Here is a 16,519-nt window from a genome sequence, read left to right as displayed (position 1 = left end):
CCTTGGACTGGCGGTCGACGCGCCAAATCAATGTGCTTCCATGGCGCCGGGCGAGTGGAATGGAAACGATAACGACCGGGCATTTCTAATGGTTGGCGTGCCGGCGTACCTTACTGTTCGTCTAACCGGGTCGATCCGCAACGGAGTGCTTGCCAGCATATGACCGCGTACTCATCCGCTTGAGTGACTGCACTCTCCGCGTCGCAATGACCCGCTCGAGCTGCCAAGCAGAGGAGTCACAGATGTCGTTCCGCTTCGTCACCAAGTCTATCCACGCCTGCTTGATCGATTATCCTGTCGCAATCGTTCTGATCGCAGAGCCGTTCGTGCTGAATCTCGGCCAGAGTAGACCGGTCGCAACGGAGCTTTCGGTTGTCGTCGGTGTGGCCGCGCTGCTCTTGGCCGCCCTGACCGACCATCCCACCGGGGTCGTACGCGTCATTCCCTACTGGCTGCACCTCTGGGTCGATCGCGCCGTCCGGCTGGTGTTTGTCATCGCACCGTTTGCCTTCAAATTCACCGGGCTCGACGCATGGTACTATTGGGTCCTCGCTGCCGCTGTCCTGCTCACGACGTCAGTCTTCAACGCGCCTGAGGATCCGGTCGCGGCGCGTTCGGGATTGGGCGGGCGTACAGTGGCCTGAAGGCGGCGACTCCGTCGTCTAGCGTCGAGGCGTTGCAGATGTTCGTCTGCAGCCGTCCGTCGCGAGCCCGCGCGGAGCGCCTCCATCTGGCCAATCACGTGTTTGGGTTGATCGGCCCCGACGCACATGCGGCCGTCATGAAGATCGGCCGCGTTGTCTACCGCTCTGGCGTGGGTGAACCGCTGTTGGTCGCGGCCATGCTCTCCCAGATCGGCACCGGCCTGTTTCTCGCATGGCATTGGAGTGCCGCCCCGCAGGGCTTCCATCGGACATTTCAGGTTGCCTCGGGGGCATACCTCTCGCTGTTCATCCTTGGGCACATGAACTCGGTTTTCATCTACGCTCGAAGCTTTCTCGGCATACCGACCGATTGGAATTTCGCGATCGGCGCCCCGACCGGGCTCATTCATGACGCATGGAATATCCGCCTGTTGCCTCACTACGCGCTGGGCGCGTTTTTGGTCCTAAGCCACCTCGCGTCGGGATTGCGGGTGGTGTTGATCGCGCATGGGGTCGATCGACTCGCCGCAAATCGTCTTTGGGGCGCGGGCGTCGCAATAAGCACCGTTATCTCGGCAGCGATCATCGCCGGTATGTGCGGGGTTCGGATCAGCTAGGCGACGGCGGCGGCCGGCGCGGGCGCACGCGGCCCGTGACCTCACTTGACGTAAAGGTTGGCGCGCTTCCGGTAATCTTGTTGTGGCGACGCAGTTCACGCCGACCTGCAGCTTCTCGGCCGAATCTGGATCGAGGCGCGTGGAGGTTCGCTGATCGCCACCTCGTGTCAGACAATTGAAGCGAATAAAACTCGGTTTCGCGGTGCGATGCGGCTGGTGGCGTTCCTCGCTACGGCATCGTGCGGCGCGGCGAGCGACAATAACGATCGTCTATCGACTCTATGGCGAGAGGTGATTTCCCTCGCCAGCGTTGCAAGGTCACTCTCCAACAGCAAGGTCCAATCAGTCTCTGGATCAGGCGCCTCGATCGCGAGGCGCCGGCTACGGGCGTTGATTGAACGATAAGAATGGTAAAAGAGAAAGGCGCTGATGTCCCGGGAGAGGTACGACATTGTCATTGTTGGAGCGGGCGCGGCCGGCTGCGTCGTTGCGAGTTATCTCGCCGAACACGCCGATGCGTCGATCGCGCTGATCGAAGCGGGCGACATGGATCGCGATCCGTTCATCCACATTCCCGCCGGCTTCGCCAATATACTGGTCCACGACCGGCATGTCTGGAAATACGAGACGATACCCCAGCACGGCACCAAGCGAGCATATCGCTCAGGCAAGGTGCTCGGTGGCGGTTCCTCGATCAACGCGATGTGCTACGTCCGTGGTCAGATACGCGACTTCGCCGCCTGGCAGAATGCGGTCGGCGACACCGGCAAATGGTCGTATGAAGACCTGCTTCCCGTCTTCATGGCGCAGGAACGCAATGACACCTTCCACGACGAATATCACGGCATCAATGGTGGACTGGCGGTCCAGTTGCCCAAGGGCATCAACGAGCTGAACCAATATTGCCTCAAGGCCTTCCAGGAATATGGGATTCCCTATAATCCCGACTATAACGGCGAGAGCCAGATCGGCGTCTCGCCGGTGCAGTCGACGGTCGGAAATCAGCGCCGGTGCAGCGCGGTCGACGCTTATCTGCGCCCGCACCTAGCCTCAGGCCGCGTCACTCTTCTTACCGGCAGGACCGTCGTTCGGATTCTCATCGAAAACAAGCGGGCTGTCGGCATTGAGCTCAAGGACAACAGCCTCGAGAGGATCATGGCCAGCGAGGTCGTGCTGTCGGCCGGGGCCGTCCATAGCCCGAAGATCCTCATGCACTCGGGCATTGGACCGGCCGAGCACCTTCGCGAGCACGGCATCGCCGTGCTCGTCGATTCTCCGGGAGTGGGCGAAAATCTCCACGACCACCCGATGGTACCGGTCCGTGCTTATGTGAAGGGCGATCTCGGTTACCAGGCGGCCGCGCAGGGACTCGGCACCGTGAAGGCGGGCCTGCGTTATCTCGTCACCAAGGATGGCCCGGCGGCGGGCAACGGTATCGAGACGGTTAGCCACTGGAATCCGTCGGACTTCGCCGCCGAACCCACGATCCAATGCTATCACGCTCCTATCATCCTGAACGAGCAACTCGGCCCGACGGGTGACCGATCGGGCGTCACCTTCGAACTGGTGGTGCTTCAGCCCAAGAGCCGTGGCTGGGTGCGGCTGGCCGATAGCGACCCGACGTCGATGCCCCTCATCAACCCGAACTTCATCGGCGAGGAGGAAGACTTGAGGGCGGCCGTGGAATCGGTGAATGCGATCCGCGAGGTTATGGCCCAGGAGTCATTGGCGTCTGTGATCGAGGAAGAGATGGATCCCGGCCCGCATATCCGGTCCGACGCGGAGATCGGCGAATGGGTGAAGCGTGTCGTGACGACAATGTGGCATCCGGTCGGAACGTGCAGGATGGGTCAGGATGGCCGAGCGGTGGTCGACGCAAGGCTTAGGGTCCGCGGGGTCGACAGCCTCCGTGTGATCGATGCCTCGATCATGCCGAATATCACCAGCGGCAATACCAACGCCCCGACTCAGGCGCTTGCACGTCACGCTGTGGCGATGCTGGTCGAGGATCTGAAGCGGGCCGGAGCTCCTGCGCGAGCCTAGGTGGCCTAAGGTAGAATCCTGACAGAGAGATCAAAATGAGTGTGGAAGACGCGCGAAAGCGCCGCGAGGCACCACTCGACACGCCGAGCAATCTCGGCTCCGATGCCACCAAGGATATTTCGGCGGCGCTCACTGTGCTTCTGGCGGACGCCTTCGCGCTCTATGTCAAGACCAAGAACTTCCATTGGCATATATCAGGCCCGCATTTTCGCGATTATCACCTCCTCCTTGATGAGCAGGCCACGCAGATTTTCGCGATGACGGACGACATCGCGGAAAGAGCCCGCAAGATCGGGGGCACAACGATCCGCTCGATCGGCCACATCGCCAGATTGAAGCATATCGAGGACAATGATGCGGGTTTCGTCACACCCGAGGACATGCTGGCCGAGCTGAAGGAGGATAACCTGGCGCTTAGCCAGCGTATGCGGCAGACCCACAATGTCTGCGACGAGCATGGCGATGTCGCCACGACCAGCCTGATCGAAAACTGGATCGACGAGGCGGAAAGCCGCACATGGTTCCTGTTCGAGGCAACCAGGACAGCTTAACCCCGAGCGCACGCCCATCCGCGAAGCGCGGTGACTGCCTACACTTCCGCAAAAAATCTCGTCATGGGCTTTGACGTTAGGCTCGTTCGCGTGGTTTGGCCATTTTGGCGATCGCTGACCCTCTATGAGGTCTCGGCGCCCCTCTAAACCCCGACGACGACCGAAGGGTGCGCAAATGATGGTGTATAGATCAGAGCCAGCCTTCGAGGCGGGTCGCTTCCAGATCAAGGTTGACCGACAGGCCGAAGACGACCGCTTCTATCAGGCGCTTGTGCCGTTCGACTGTTTTGATGAGGTCGTGCAGCGAGATCGATATCGCCCTCTACCTAGTAATTGGATCATCGCCGTTACGGACGTCAGCCATTCGACCGAAGCTATTGAACAAGGACGGTACCGTGAGGTGAATACAGCCGGTGCGGCGGTTCTTGCTGCCGTCAGCAATGCACTGCCCGACCTGCAGTTTCCGTCGACGTTCGGAGGAGACGGCGCGAGTTTCGCCGCGCCCGGCGCCTATTCGCCCATTATCAAGGATGCGTTGGCAAAAACCGCCGCTTGGGCCGAAGACGCCTTGGGTCTCACGTTGCGCATTGCGGTTATTCCTGTCGCGGAAATTCGCGCTCAGCATTTGGACGTCCTGGTCGCCCGTTTCGCGCCGTCTTCAAATGTCACCTACGCGATGTTTGCCGGCAGGGGACTTGCCTGGGCCGAACGCGAACTCAAGCAAGGCGGCTACACCGTCCCGCGTGCGCCCATGGGAGTAACCGCCGACCTCACGGGTCTTTCGTGCCGATTTGCGCCGATCGGTACCAGGCACGGCGTCATCTTGTCTCTTATCGTCGTTCCGCGGGATGATCCGACTTCGTTCGTGGAGTTCATACAGGATCTCCTGCGGACGCTCGGTTCGGATGAGCCCGCCCTACATCCATTGCCCACCGAAGGCCCGCTTCCCGCATGGGCCGACGACGGTCTCGATCATGCCACCAAGAAAGGCAGTCGGAAGAGTCCCTTTGCGGCTTGGCCTGCGAAGCGCTTGCGCGCCCTTCTGGCGCGGATCGGCGCCCCATTGGGAAGGTCCGCTGGTGGCTTTCATGAAGGCCAGTTCCGACGCGAGCTTGTGGAGAATACAGATTACCGAAAATTCGATGACGGCCTACGTATGACGGTGGACTGCTCGTCTGAACTCGCCGACGTCGTAGACGCACGCCTGGAAGAGGCCCAGCGACGAGGTGCATGCTTTTTCGGAACGCATCGACAGTTGATGGCAAATCTTACGTGTTTCGTGCCATCACCCACGCGAGCGAATCACGTGCACTTCGTTGACGGTGCTTCCGGCGGGTACGCCTTCGCCGCAGCCAACTTGAAGCGAAATGTTGCAAGCGGCCTCGATATGTAGGAACTCGTGCTTTGGCTGCACACGTCCAACCCATCAAACACTTCGTCTAGGATGCTTAGGGTATCCATCGCAGAGTGCATAGCGCCTACGATCGGATCGCACCTCGTCTCAGATATCCTTATGGGCTTTGCCCTCCTTGGCTATCCGCCGATAGTCGCTCGGATCGCGATTGTACGTCTTTCGAAAAGCTCGCACGAAACTTGAACGACTCTCGTACCCCGCATTGAGAGCAACGACGTCGATCGACGTCGTCGTTGCCGTCAAATCGATCGCAGCCTGGCGCATTCTCAAGTCTCGCAATGTGGCCATCGGGGATTGTCCAAAGATGTCCGAGAAACGCGCCATGAACGCCGAACGGCTCAATCCTGCACTGTGTGCCAAGCTTTGAATTGAATGGGCGGCTCCCGGCCGCGCCACCATATCCGCAAAAGCACGGGTGACCTGCCTGTCGGCAAGTATCGAAAATCGCTCAGTCCACCGCCGGGATGACCTGAGGGACCGTCGCACCAACGAGACAACGATCTGCTTGAGCAGAGACGCCGTCATGGCTCCCACGCCGACCTCCTGCTGCAGCAACTCGTCCATAGCCTCGCGAAGCTTCAGATCGATCTTGTCCGCCGGGTCGAACTGCTCGATCACCGGTTCGCGGAGTTCTCCGAACAGCCTCACAGACTGGCCAAAGGATGCGTTAAAAAATCCGCATATCTGCACGATTTCGGGCTGCTCGTTCGGCATTGCGACGCGCAGGATGCCGTCTTGACGAGTCCAGCAGTCTCTCGAAATGAGCTTCGGTGGGCCACTTCCACCGTCAACCTCGATCATGAACGGAGTGTTTGGCGGCACGATGATGAGCAAATGAGGGCTCAACGGTATCGTCGGTCCTCCGTTGATCGATATGCGTCCCACGCCACTCAAGTTGTAGTGGATCCCGGGTACATCAATCGTCCCAAATTCGACTCGATGGCCCTGCGGCACCAAAATCTCAGTCAGCGCGATGACATCGATGTCGAGCGCCTGCATCAAGTTGTTGAGGTCTGTCGCCGACAATTTGACAGTGGCGCCCGCGGCCGGAGAAACGTTCTGCCCGACGCGAACCTGTTTTGGAACCGGTTTCGAAGCATGCATGACTGTGGTGGCCCTTTACTGCCGGCTCCCGGCACCGATTGTGCTCCGAGCCTGTTCTCCAAGGATCAGCGGGGGCGTCGCCATGCTCGTTCGTACCACTGAACCTCGTCTCTTGCCATTAGACGAAATTGGGACCTACGGAGAACGCGAACGCTCCCACAGCCATTATGCTCCGGGGCTTTAGTTCCCCACCGTCGTCCCGTGCGCGCTGCGACGCGCGGGATGACAGGCAGGGGACTAAGACGACGACTTCAGCGAATTGCTATCGACCGGAAGGCGGCGCACACGCGTGCCGGTCGCGGCGAAGATCGCATTGGCCACTGCAGCACTGACAACGGCTGTCGGAGTTTCACCAACGCCGCCCGGGGCCTCTGAGCTCCTAACCAGGTGTGTCTCCACCACCGGCACCTCGTCGATACGCATCGGCAGATAGCTGTCGAAATTGCTCTGCTCGACCCGTCCATCCTTGAAAGTGATTGACCCATGGAGAGCGGCGGTCAGGCCGAAAAGTGTTCCACCTTGAATCTGTGCTTCGATCGTATCTGGATTGACGTACATGCCGCAGTCAATCGCACAGACGATCCGCTTGACCTTGACAGAACCATCGGCCGCCACTTCGACCTCGGCGACCTGCGACGTGTAACTTCCGTATGCGAATTGTACCGAAATTCCGCGGCCATGCCGCGCGGGAAGGGGTGATCCCCAGCCTGCTTTTTCCGCCGCCAGCGACAGAACAGCGAGGGCTCGCGGATTGTGGCCTAGCAATCCCTTGCGATAAGCGACGGGATCCTGCTTCGCGGCATGAGCGAGCTCATCCATGAAGCTTTCGACCACAAAAACGTTGTGAGTCGGTCCGACGCCGCGCCACCAGGACGTCCGGACACCAGGGGGCTCGACCCGGACAAAGTCGACGTGGATATTGGGCAGCGCGTAGGGCGGCTCGGCTGCCGCTTCTACGGCATCGGGGTCCAATCCGTCCTTGAAGTAAGGGGGATAATAGCGAGCCATGACTGAGGAGCCGGCGATCCGATGCGTCCAGGCAACCGGCTTGCCGGCTGCGTCAAGTCCGGCCGACAGCCGATCGAGATAGTACGGCCGATACATGTCGTGCTGGATGTCTTCCTCGCGGCTCCAGATCACCTTCACCGGGCCATCGATGTGCTTGGCGATCTTGACGGCCAGCACCGCGCCATCGGCCTCCAGCCTTCGGCCGAAGCCGCCGCCAATCAGATGATTGTGAATTTTGATCGCATCCTTTGGCAGGCCGGTGAGTTCGACCACCAGAGACTGCGTGATCGTAGGCGCTTGTGTTCCGACCCAGATGTCGCAACGATCCTTCCGCAGATGAACGGTGCAGTTCATCGGCTCCATCGCCGCATGGGCCAGGAAAGGCACCTGATAGATGGCGTCAACCCGTTGCGCTGCCTCCGCAAGAGCCTTCCCCGCATCGCCTTCGTTACGGGCAACAACGCCCGGCTTTTTGGATTCCTCCTCCAATTGCTTGACGATATCGGCGTTGTTGACCTTGCCGTTCGGCCCGTCATCCCACGTGATGGCGGCAGCCTCGAGCCCCTTCTTCGCCGCACCCATGTGATCCGCTACCACGGCAACAGCTTCATCGATATTGACCACCTGCCGGACGCCCTTCACTGCCAGCGCGGCCTTCTCGTTCACCGTTTTCGCTTTGCCACCGAGCACGGGCGAAATAGCAACCGCTGCAACCTTCATACCCGGCAGTCGCGTATCGATGCCGTAGAGCGCTCGCCCATCGACCTTAATCGGTGAATCCACGCGCTTGGCACGCGTGCCGATCAGGGTGAAATCCTTCGGATCCTTCAATTTGACATTTTTCACCGGCGGCACAGGCAATTCCGCCGCAGCCCTCGCAAGTTCGCCGTAGCTCAGATGCTTCGAGCCTGATGCATCGAACACGACGCCATCCTTGGCGCGGCAAGACGCTGGATCGACATTCCAGCGCTTTGCGGCTGCCGCGATCAGCAGATTACGACCCACTGCCCCTGCCTGACGTAGTGGTGTCCAGAAGGCGCGGACAGAGGCGGAACCGCCTGTATTTTGAATGCCTATGATCGAGTTGACGTAAAGCGCATGATTTGGCGGCGCATGCTGAACCTGAATCTGGTCAAGCTTCACTTCCAGCTCTTCAGCGAGAAGCATCGAGAGCGACGTGTAAACGCCCTGTCCCATCTCGATCATCGGAATGACCAGGGTCACGGCGCCAGTCGGATTGATCCGTATAAATCCATTGGGCGCGAAAGTACCCGTGACGTCGTTTTCGGTTACTTGCGAAACAGGCGCCGCGAACACGGGCTCCGTGCGTGCACCGGTCAGAGCAAAACCGAGCAGCAAACCTGTGCCTTGAAAAAAGGTGCGCCGCGACATCGCCGTTTCACCTTCGATCCGGTTCGTTAGAATCGACCCATCCATGGCTCAAACTCCCGCTGCTTGCTTGATCGCGGCCCGGATACGCTGGTAGGTACCGCAACGGCAGACATTTCCCGACATCGCCGAGTCGATATCCGCATCGCTCGGCTTCGGAGTATCTTTCAGCAATGCCGCCGCTGACATGATCTGGCCGGACTGGCAGTAGCCGCACTGCACCACCTCCAGATCCAACCACGCCTTCTGCAAGGCCGCGCCTTGCGGCGTGTGGCCGATCGCCTCGATGGTGGTGACCACGCTGTCGCCGATGCTATTGACCGACGTCTGGCAGGAGCGGACCGGTTGGCCGTCGATATGCACGGTGCAGGCGCCGCACAGTGCTTGGCCGCAACCGAATTTGGTCCCGGTCATGCCGAGCACATCGCGCAGCACCCACAGCAACGGGATGTCGCCGTCGACATCGATCTCATGGGATGAGCCGTTGACCTTTAATGTGAAAGCCATAAATGCCTCTTGAGCGCGTAGGGAGTGAGCCATGAGCCAATCAACGTCACTCATGAAATCCGCGAAAGCTCTACGCATTGATCGCAACACGGGCCGAAGCTTTCCAATAGCCGGCTTGTATAGTTTCCATAGCAACGGGGAATGCAGCCACGACGCTCCGCTCGGCGCGAGCGGTGCTGCATGCCACGGCGAACCATATATTCTGGTTACTGGATAACCTCGTCTTGCGCTTCCGAAAGTTCAGCGTCGTCGACTTGGTCGCGAAACCTAGGATTTCCGCGACATTCAACCGCGCGACGGTGGAGGGCGCTTCATGGTTAAAAGCTCCGTCACATCATGCCGATCGTCTGCGGATGAGATCGCAACTGTCAGGAACTTCCCGTCCGGGTATGTTTTGGCTTCACCGTAAAGCTTGACCAACTGCGAGCGCCAGACATAACGGCGCTCCTCAAACTTCTCTCGTTCTGCTCCCCCCAAGACCACCACGGCCGAAAACCGCCTGTATTCTGGCACTAACGTGCAGAACGCCTTTGTTTTCTTGTAGCGTAGGGACCAGCCGCGCTTCTTACCGCCATAGAGCCATTCCGGCGCGAAGACACCGGGGTAGAATTCCGCGATCCAGTTCTGCAGAGAGGCCCAGTGCTTGAACGCGCCCGGTCCGATCCAGTCGCGGACGGTGCTATCATCGGGCGATGCTGACTTGTCAGTGATCCTGTCACCGATCTGGGGGGGCTGTTCCATGCCGCTTTCCTTCAACCACAACTTTTTCACGAACGGTTCGGAAGACTTGGCGGCCGACCTTGATCTTGCGCGAAGGTCGCCATGGTCCCAAGGTTTGAATCTGTGTTGCGCCTGATATTTCTTCCGTCGCAGAATCGGAAGTTCTGTCACGAACCTTTCTCCACCATTGGGGCATAGGCGAGTTGCCCGTCAAAGCTGAAATCCGGCGCGTGGATTTGCGGACACGGAATCTGGACCTCCGGTCCGTGGAGGACAGGACAGGACTCTTTGACCGGCATTTGAGCCTAGTCCGTTCAGGGAGACGCGTGCGACATAGAACTCCCAGGTGTTTGAGTTAACGCTCCGTGCTTGCGAAGGCGTCGGCATTTCCACCGTAGTTCGCTTCCGGCTAGGTCTTAGTTGGGAAGGTCTAGCGCTGTAGCGGCGCCTGACTCGACGCCCCGATTCGTTGTTCGCCATGAGGCGCCTAACGTATCCAAAGCGTCGTGGCCGCCATCCCTATCCCATCGAATGAAAGCTCCCGACCTGGCCTGGTGTGGCTCGGCGGCTGCCTAGGCTATGATTTCAGCATTGGCACTTGTCGGAAGCGAAACCATTTCCGACCGTAGCTCAGACGGCGGGTTTTGGTCTATGAAGGTCGAAAATGCTTTATCTTTCAATGGGGATTGACTGACACTCTCTCCGCCACGCTTCGCTACAACTCACCCTTGGATCCGATTGTTCGAATCTACCTTCAAACTACCGAAGAATTTCGCGATACTGCGTGAATTCTTCGCACAAGCCGTAGTTCTTCGCGGTCCGTTCGGAGGATGCTTTTCGCTAGAGACTACATGCCCGTCATGCGTAAGCCGCTCGCCGCCAAGATGGCGGTGAAGTGACCTCGCCAGATCGAACAACAGGCAACGTCCCGCTGCCGGCGGGCGGTGGGACCGTTGCAGCGTTACTCCTTCGCGGTGGCAGCTAGCGAAGCGGGCTTTCCATACGCGTCGCCGGGTTCGCCGACCCGGCGATCAGCAAGCTGAAAGCCGCCTAGGTAGATCACACCGAGCGCGAATACCGCGGTTCAGAGATTCCGAAATCGAACCTGCCGTCGCTGCTTGGGGTTAGCGCACGCGCCATCGTTCTTACGCGTCATCTGCTCAATTCGTTCGGAATAACGAAATTCGCCGCGAACGGTGGTTCTCCCAAATACCGACAAAAATACCGACAACACGCACGGCTGGAGCGAATTTTTACATGTGTTTTCAATGTGCGTTGAGAATTTTCGCGAAATCTTGGAATCGAACCATCATCGTAAGCTATTGTTATTATTGATGTTTTCATCTTGGTGCCCCTGGCCGGAATCGAACCAGCACTCCTTGCGGAACTCGATTTTGAGTCGAGCGCGTCTACCAGTTCCGCCACAGGGGCCCTCGGTCGGTCCCGGAAGGAGCCTCGCGAAGCCGGCGGACTATAGCCATGGAAAAACCGGGGTCAACCCGCGCCAAAGTGATCCCGGGCGTTCTCGACAGGGGCCTGGGCCGGGGTTAGAGCCTTAAAGCCACGCCTGATCCGGAGAGGCCGCCGTGACGACCCAGAGTGCTGCAGTACCCGCATTTCGACCGGCCGCCAGTGCGCCTGCGGTGACCGCCTCGCTGGCCGTCACCCTGATCGCGGCGGCGACGATCGCGGGGGCCTGGTTCTTCCAGCTCGTCCTGGAGATCCTGCCCTGTCCGCTCTGCCTCGAGCAGCGCTACGCCTATTATCTCGCGATCCCGCTTGGTGCGCTCACCGTGCTGGCGGCGCGAAGCGGTGCACCGCGGCCGCTGCTGCTGGCCGGGCTCGCGATCCTCGCCCTGGCGGCGCTCGCCAATGCCGGCCTCGGGACCTATCACTCGGGCGTCGAATGGGGGTTGTGGAAGGGGCCGACCGATTGCAGCGGTCCGGTCGTCAATCTCGGCAACGCCGGCGATCTCCTGTCGCGGCTCGACACCGTCAAGGTGGTGCGCTGCGACGAGGTGCAGTGGCGCTTCCTCGGCCTCTCGCTCGCCGGCTACAACGTGCTGATCTCGCTGCTGATGGCAGGGATCGCCGCCTGGGGCTTTGTGCGGGCCACACAGCGCGCCTAATCAGATTGCGCTCTCACCTTCGTGCTGGAAGCCGAGATAGCTGGCCGCCACACGCTCGTTCGCCGCGATATCGCTGGCCTTGCCGCTGAGCACGAACTCGCCGAGCTCCATCACATAGGCCTGGTCGGCGATCTTCAGCGCGGCCTGGGCGTTCTGCTCGACCAGCAGCACGGAGACGCCGCTGGCGCGCAGCTCGGTGATGATGCGGAAAATGTCGGCGACGATGATCGGTGCGAGGCCGAGGCTCGGCTCGTCCAGCATCAGCAGCTTCGGCGCGCCCATCAGGGCGCGGCCCATGGCGAGCATCTGCTGCTCGCCGCCGGAGAGCGTGCCGGCGAGCTGCTTGCGCCGCTCCTTCAGCCGCGGAAACAGCGCATAGACCTGCTCCATCGAGGCCTTTGCCTTGCTTCGCTCGATGCGGAAAGCGCCGAGCTCGAGATTGTCCTCGACATTCATGGTCACGAACAATTCGCGGTGCTCAGGCACGAGGCCAAGCCCCATCGCGACGCGGTCCTCGATGTCGAGCCGGGCCAGGTCCCGGCCGGCAAAGCTGACACGGCCCTTCAACGGCAGGATGCCCATGATGGCCGACAGCAGCGTGGTCTTGCCGGCGCCGTTGGCGCCGACGATGGTGACGATCTGGTTCTCGCCGACGTCGAGCGCGACCGAGCGCACGGCCTCGACCTTGCCATAGGCGACATGCGCATCGGTGACGGACAACAGCGCGCTCATGCCGCCACTCCGAGATAGGCCTTAATCACTTCGGGATTGGTCTTGATCGTCGCGGGCGTGCCTTCCGCGATCTTGGTGCCGAAATCCAGCACCACGATGCGATCGGCGAGATTCATCACAAAGCCCATGTCGTGCTCGACCAGCAGCACGCTCATGCCGCCGTCGCGCAGATCGCGCAGCAGTTTCGCAAGCTGCTGCTTTTCCATGTGGCGCAGGCCGGCCGCGGGCTCGTCGAGCAGCAGCAGCATCGGGTCGACGCACAGCGCGCGGGCGATCTCGACGATGCGTTGCTGTCCGAGCGACAGCGAGCCTGCGAGCTGATGCATCTGGTCGGGCAGGCCGACGCGCTCGATCTGGCGGGCGGCTTCCGCAAGCAGTTTTGCTTCATCGGCGCGGTCGAGACGCAGCATCGAGGCGAGCGGCCCGGAATGGCCGCGCAGATGCGCGCCGATCGCGACATTCTCCAGCACGGTCATGTCAGGCACGAGCTTGACGTGCTGGAAAGTGCGGGAGATGCCGAGCTTGACGATCTCCTGCGGCGGCGCGCGATCCACTTTCTTGCCGAGCACCGAAATCGAGCCCGAGGTCGCCGACAGCACGCCGGTGATCAGGTTGAAGGTGGTGCTCTTGCCGGCGCCGTTCGGTCCGATCAGCGCCACGATCTCGCGGGCGTGGACGTCGAAGGAGACGTTGTTGACCGCGACCACGCCGCCGAATTGTTTGCGCGCCTTCTCGACCTGAAGCAGCACGCCGGATTGGCCGGGCGAGCGGGGGCGCGCCTCGAGCTTCAGCGAGGTGTCCGGCTTTTTGCCGCCGGTGCGCTCGGGCAGCAGCGACATCAGCCAGGGCCAGACACCGCCCGGCGCGAGTTGGAGCAGCGCCACCAGCATGATGCCGAACACGATGGTCTCGACCTGGCCGGAGCCGGGCAGGATCAGCGGCAGGTAGCTTTGCAGCACCTCTTTCAGGATCACGACGATGGCAGCACCCAGCACGCCGCCCCAGACATAGCCGGCGCCGCCGACCACCGCGATGAAGAGATATTCGATGCCGGCCTGCGCGCCGAACGGCGTTGGGTTCACCGCGCGCTGGAGATGGGCGTAGAGCCAGCCGGACAGGCCGGCGAGCACGGCGGCGTGGATGAACACCAGGAGCTTGGCGCGCGGGGTGTGCACGCCGAACGCTTCGGCCGCGACGTGGCCGCGCCGCAGCGCGCGGATGGCGCGGCCGGTGCGGGAGTCCAGCAGGTTCATCGTGACCAGGGCCGAGAGGATGACCGCGACCCAGATCGCAAAGTAGATCGAGCCGGGATCGAGCATCCTGAACGAGCCGACCGACAGCGGCGGGATCGCCGAGATGCCGTCGTTACGCCCGAGGAATTCCAGCTTGCTGAAGAGGTAGAACAGGCCGAGCCCCCAGGCCAGCGTACCGAGCGGCAGGTAATGGCCGGAGAGGCGGACCGTCACCAGGCCGAGCAGCACCGCGAGCAATCCACTGACCACGAGCGACAGCGGCAAGGTCAGCCAGGGCGACAGGCCGTAGGCCGTCGTCAGCAGCGCCGTGGTGTAGGCGCCGAAGCCGACGAAGGCGGCCTGGCCGAACGAGGTCAGGCCGCCGACGCCGGTCAGCAGCACGAGCCCCATCGCGACCAGTGCGGTGAGGCCGATATTGTCGAGCAGCACGATCCAGAATGGCGGCATGCCCGGGACGAACGGGATCGCTGCCATCAAAACCGCGAAGATGAGGATGGGAAGCCGGCTCTGCATCTCTGCCTCAGTCCTTCTCTTCTTCGACGGCAGGCGCGGCGAGCGAGCGCAACAGCAGGACGGGGATCAGCAGCATGAACACGATCACCTCCTTGTAGTTCGAGGCATAGAAGGACGAGAACGCCTCGACGATGCCGACGAAGAGGGCTGCGACCGCTGTGAGCGGATAGCTGACGAGGCCGCCGATGATCGCGGCGACAAAGCCCTTCAGGCCGATCAGGAAGCCGGAGTCATAGTAGAGCGTCGTGATCGGCACGATCATGATGCCCGACAGCGCGCCGATGACGGAGGCCAGCAGGAAGGCGATCTGGCCCGACAGCGTGGTGCGGATGCCGGCGAGCCGCGCCCCGAGCCGGTTGACGGCGGTGGCGCGCAGCGCCTTGCCGTAAAGCGTTAGCCCAAAGAACAGCCAGAGCCCGACGATGAAGGCGATGGTGATGCCGTAGACCGTGAGACTCTGGCCGGTGAAGCGCAGCGAGCCCGCGCTGAAGGCGCCGGAGAGCACCGCCGGTCCGCGCTGGCCCTCGGCGCCGAAGAACAGCAGGCCCAGTCCCTGCAGCGCCAGATGGACGCCGACCGAGGCAATCAGCAGCACCAGCACCGAGGTGTGCGCCAGCGGCTGGAACGCGATGCGGTAGAGATAGAGGCCGATCATGGCCACGATCACCAGCGACAGCGCGATGCAGACTGCGACCGGCGGCTTCTGGGCCGCGAAGTAGATCGTCAGCGCCAGCACGATGGCCGGCAGCACGATGTTGGCGAGGACGCTGCGGACGATCAGCCGGCCATGCAGGGCCTTGCGGGCCGCGAACAGGTCGAAGGCGCAGGCGCCGATGCCCATGGCCAGCGCAAGCTTGGCCGTGCCCGGCATCTGGCCCGAGGCCAGCGAGGCATAGGTCAGCGCGCCATAGGTGACGAATTCGCCTTGGGGGATGAGGATGACGCGGGTGACGGCGAACACCAGCACCAGCGCCAGGCCGAGCAGCGCATAGATCGCGCCATTGGTAATGCCGTCCTGCAGCAGGAACAGCATGATGGTGGTGTTCAAGACCGGACGCTCCCCCTCAACGATCCGGACCAATCTCCGCGGTTGCGGTGGAGGGTCCGTTCACAGCCATTGAAATACGCTGACGATATTTGATATGGTCCATAACAATTATCAAATATAATCTCAAGGGCAGCAAATGACCCGTCCCGAATTTAGCGGGAATGCGAGCATGAGGCGATGACCGTTTCCAAAACCGCTGAAAAGTCCTCCGAAAAGCCCGGTGACGCGACCAAGGGCCGCAAGGATGCCGCCGAGGGCCTGCCCGAGGCCCTCCAGCTCGGCGAGCTCTCGGAGCAGCTCGGCTACGTGCTCAAGCGCGCCCAGCTCAAGGTGTTCGAGAACTTCTTGCGCTGCATGGCCTCGCTCCAGCTGACGCCGGCGCAGTTCTCGGTGCTGCTGCTGGTGGAGAAGAACCCGGGCCGGAACCAGACCGAGATCGCCTCCACTCTCGGCATCCTCCGGCCGAACTTCGTCGCCCTGCTCGACAATCTCGAGAGCCGCGACCTCTGCGCCCGGATCCGCTCCACCAACGACCGCCGCTCGCACATCCTGGTTCTGACCGACAAGGGCAAGGCCGTGCTGACGCGCGCCAAGAAGCTCGTCGCCACCAAGCACGAGTCACGGCTGAACGAGCTGCTCGGCCAGGCCAACCGCGAGGCCCTGCTGGGGATGCTGTCGAAGATCGCAAACGAGTTTTGAGGCGGACAGTCATCGGATGCGCAACTGGGGTTCGCGCAACGCGTGTCCGGAATGACGGTGGGTCGGGACGAGCCTGATGGCGGGGTGCGCGGCGTGAGCTCCGCGGACGTCGCACGCAATGATGCGTTGCATATAGAAAATGATGCTT

At 61.4% G+C, this 16,519-nt stretch carries 14 protein-coding genes and 1 tRNA gene; 7 read left to right on the top strand and 8 right to left on the bottom strand.

Annotated features, from left to right (window positions below; translation table 11 throughout):
• Positions 1-242 precede the first annotated feature (242 nt).
• The 5 genes from K3F49_RS22670 (at position 243) to K3F49_RS22650 (ending at position 5,248) form a co-directional block, all read left to right on the top strand.
• Positions 243-644: a hypothetical protein gene (locus K3F49_RS22670; protein ID WP_234683167.1), complete on the top strand. Its 402-nt coding sequence runs from the start codon at positions 243-245 to the stop codon at positions 642-644.
• Positions 645-682: 38 nt separating this feature from the next.
• Positions 683-1,261 (top strand): hypothetical protein, encoded by a 579-nt coding sequence (locus K3F49_RS22665; protein ID WP_234683166.1) that lies wholly within the window; start codon positions 683-685, stop codon positions 1,259-1,261.
• Between the two features lie 429 nt (positions 1,262-1,690).
• On the top strand, positions 1,691-3,304 hold the full coding sequence (locus K3F49_RS22660) for a GMC family oxidoreductase (protein WP_234683165.1): 1,614 nt from the start codon (positions 1,691-1,693) through the stop codon (positions 3,302-3,304).
• Between the two features lie 35 nt (positions 3,305-3,339).
• Positions 3,340-3,855, top strand: a complete 516-nt coding sequence (locus K3F49_RS22655) for a Dps family protein (protein ID WP_234683164.1) — start codon at positions 3,340-3,342, stop codon at positions 3,853-3,855.
• Between the two features lie 175 nt (positions 3,856-4,030).
• Complete coding sequence (locus K3F49_RS22650; protein WP_234683163.1) at positions 4,031-5,248, top strand: DUF3095 domain-containing protein; 1,218 nt, start codon at positions 4,031-4,033, stop codon at positions 5,246-5,248.
• A gap of 108 nt (positions 5,249-5,356) precedes the next feature.
• Here K3F49_RS22650 and K3F49_RS22645 read toward each other — a convergent pair whose 3' ends face one another.
• The 5 genes from K3F49_RS22645 to K3F49_RS22625 all read right to left on the bottom strand — a co-directional run bounded on the left by K3F49_RS22645 (position 5,357) and on the right by K3F49_RS22625 (position 11,428).
• Positions 5,357-6,373: a helix-turn-helix transcriptional regulator gene (locus K3F49_RS22645; protein ID WP_234683162.1), complete on the bottom strand. Its 1,017-nt coding sequence runs from the start codon at positions 6,371-6,373 to the stop codon at positions 5,357-5,359.
• A 237-nt stretch (positions 6,374-6,610) separates the two neighbouring features.
• Positions 6,611-8,818 carry a xanthine dehydrogenase family protein molybdopterin-binding subunit gene (locus tag K3F49_RS22640; RefSeq protein WP_234683161.1) on the bottom strand — a complete coding sequence of 736 codons (2,208 nt, stop codon included), beginning with the start codon at positions 8,816-8,818 and terminating at the stop codon, positions 6,611-6,613.
• Between the two features lie 3 nt (positions 8,819-8,821).
• Positions 8,822-9,277, bottom strand: a complete 456-nt coding sequence (locus tag K3F49_RS22635) for a (2Fe-2S)-binding protein (protein WP_234683460.1) — start codon at positions 9,275-9,277, stop codon at positions 8,822-8,824.
• 285 nt (positions 9,278-9,562) lie between these two features.
• The gene (locus K3F49_RS22630) at positions 9,563-10,018 is read right to left on the bottom strand and encodes a DUF3788 domain-containing protein (RefSeq protein WP_234683459.1); all 456 of its coding nucleotides are present in this window, start codon (positions 10,016-10,018) and stop codon (positions 9,563-9,565) included.
• Between the two features lie 1,325 nt (positions 10,019-11,343).
• Positions 11,344-11,428: transfer RNA gene (locus K3F49_RS22625), tRNA-Leu, on the bottom strand.
• 155 nt (positions 11,429-11,583) lie between these two features.
• Here K3F49_RS22625 and K3F49_RS22620 point away from each other — a divergent pair.
• Entirely contained in the window at positions 11,584-12,126 is a 543-nt protein-coding gene (locus K3F49_RS22620; RefSeq protein ID WP_234683160.1) for a disulfide bond formation protein B, read from the top strand.
• On the opposite strand, the gene K3F49_RS22615 is transcribed toward K3F49_RS22620, so the two are convergent.
• From K3F49_RS22615 to K3F49_RS22605, 3 genes are read right to left on the bottom strand one after another with little or no spacing between them, the layout of a single operon-like run.
• Positions 12,127-12,858 carry an ABC transporter ATP-binding protein gene (locus K3F49_RS22615; protein ID WP_234683159.1) on the bottom strand — a complete coding sequence of 244 codons (732 nt, stop codon included), beginning with the start codon at positions 12,856-12,858 and terminating at the stop codon, positions 12,127-12,129.
• On the bottom strand, positions 12,855-14,624 hold the full coding sequence (locus K3F49_RS22610) for a branched-chain amino acid ABC transporter ATP-binding protein/permease (protein WP_234683158.1): 1,770 nt from the start codon (positions 14,622-14,624) through the stop codon (positions 12,855-12,857). The genes K3F49_RS22615 and K3F49_RS22610 overlap by 4 nt, the downstream gene beginning before the upstream one ends.
• A gap of 7 nt (positions 14,625-14,631) precedes the next feature.
• A complete protein-coding gene (locus K3F49_RS22605) occupies positions 14,632-15,672 on the bottom strand; it encodes a branched-chain amino acid ABC transporter permease (protein WP_234683157.1) in 1,041 nt (346 codons plus the stop codon).
• Positions 15,673-15,849: 177 nt separating this feature from the next.
• On the opposite strand from K3F49_RS22605, the gene K3F49_RS22600 reads away from it, so the two are divergent.
• The gene (locus tag K3F49_RS22600) at positions 15,850-16,371 is read left to right on the top strand and encodes a MarR family winged helix-turn-helix transcriptional regulator (RefSeq protein ID WP_234683156.1); all 522 of its coding nucleotides are present in this window, start codon (positions 15,850-15,852) and stop codon (positions 16,369-16,371) included.
• Positions 16,372-16,519 lie beyond the last annotated feature (148 nt).

The organism is Bradyrhizobium monzae (assembly GCF_021458635.1).
GTDB lineage: Bacteria > Pseudomonadota > Alphaproteobacteria > Rhizobiales > Xanthobacteraceae > Bradyrhizobium.
Note: the sequence above shows the minus strand (reverse complement) of the source record. Positions and strands in the feature narration are given on the sequence as shown.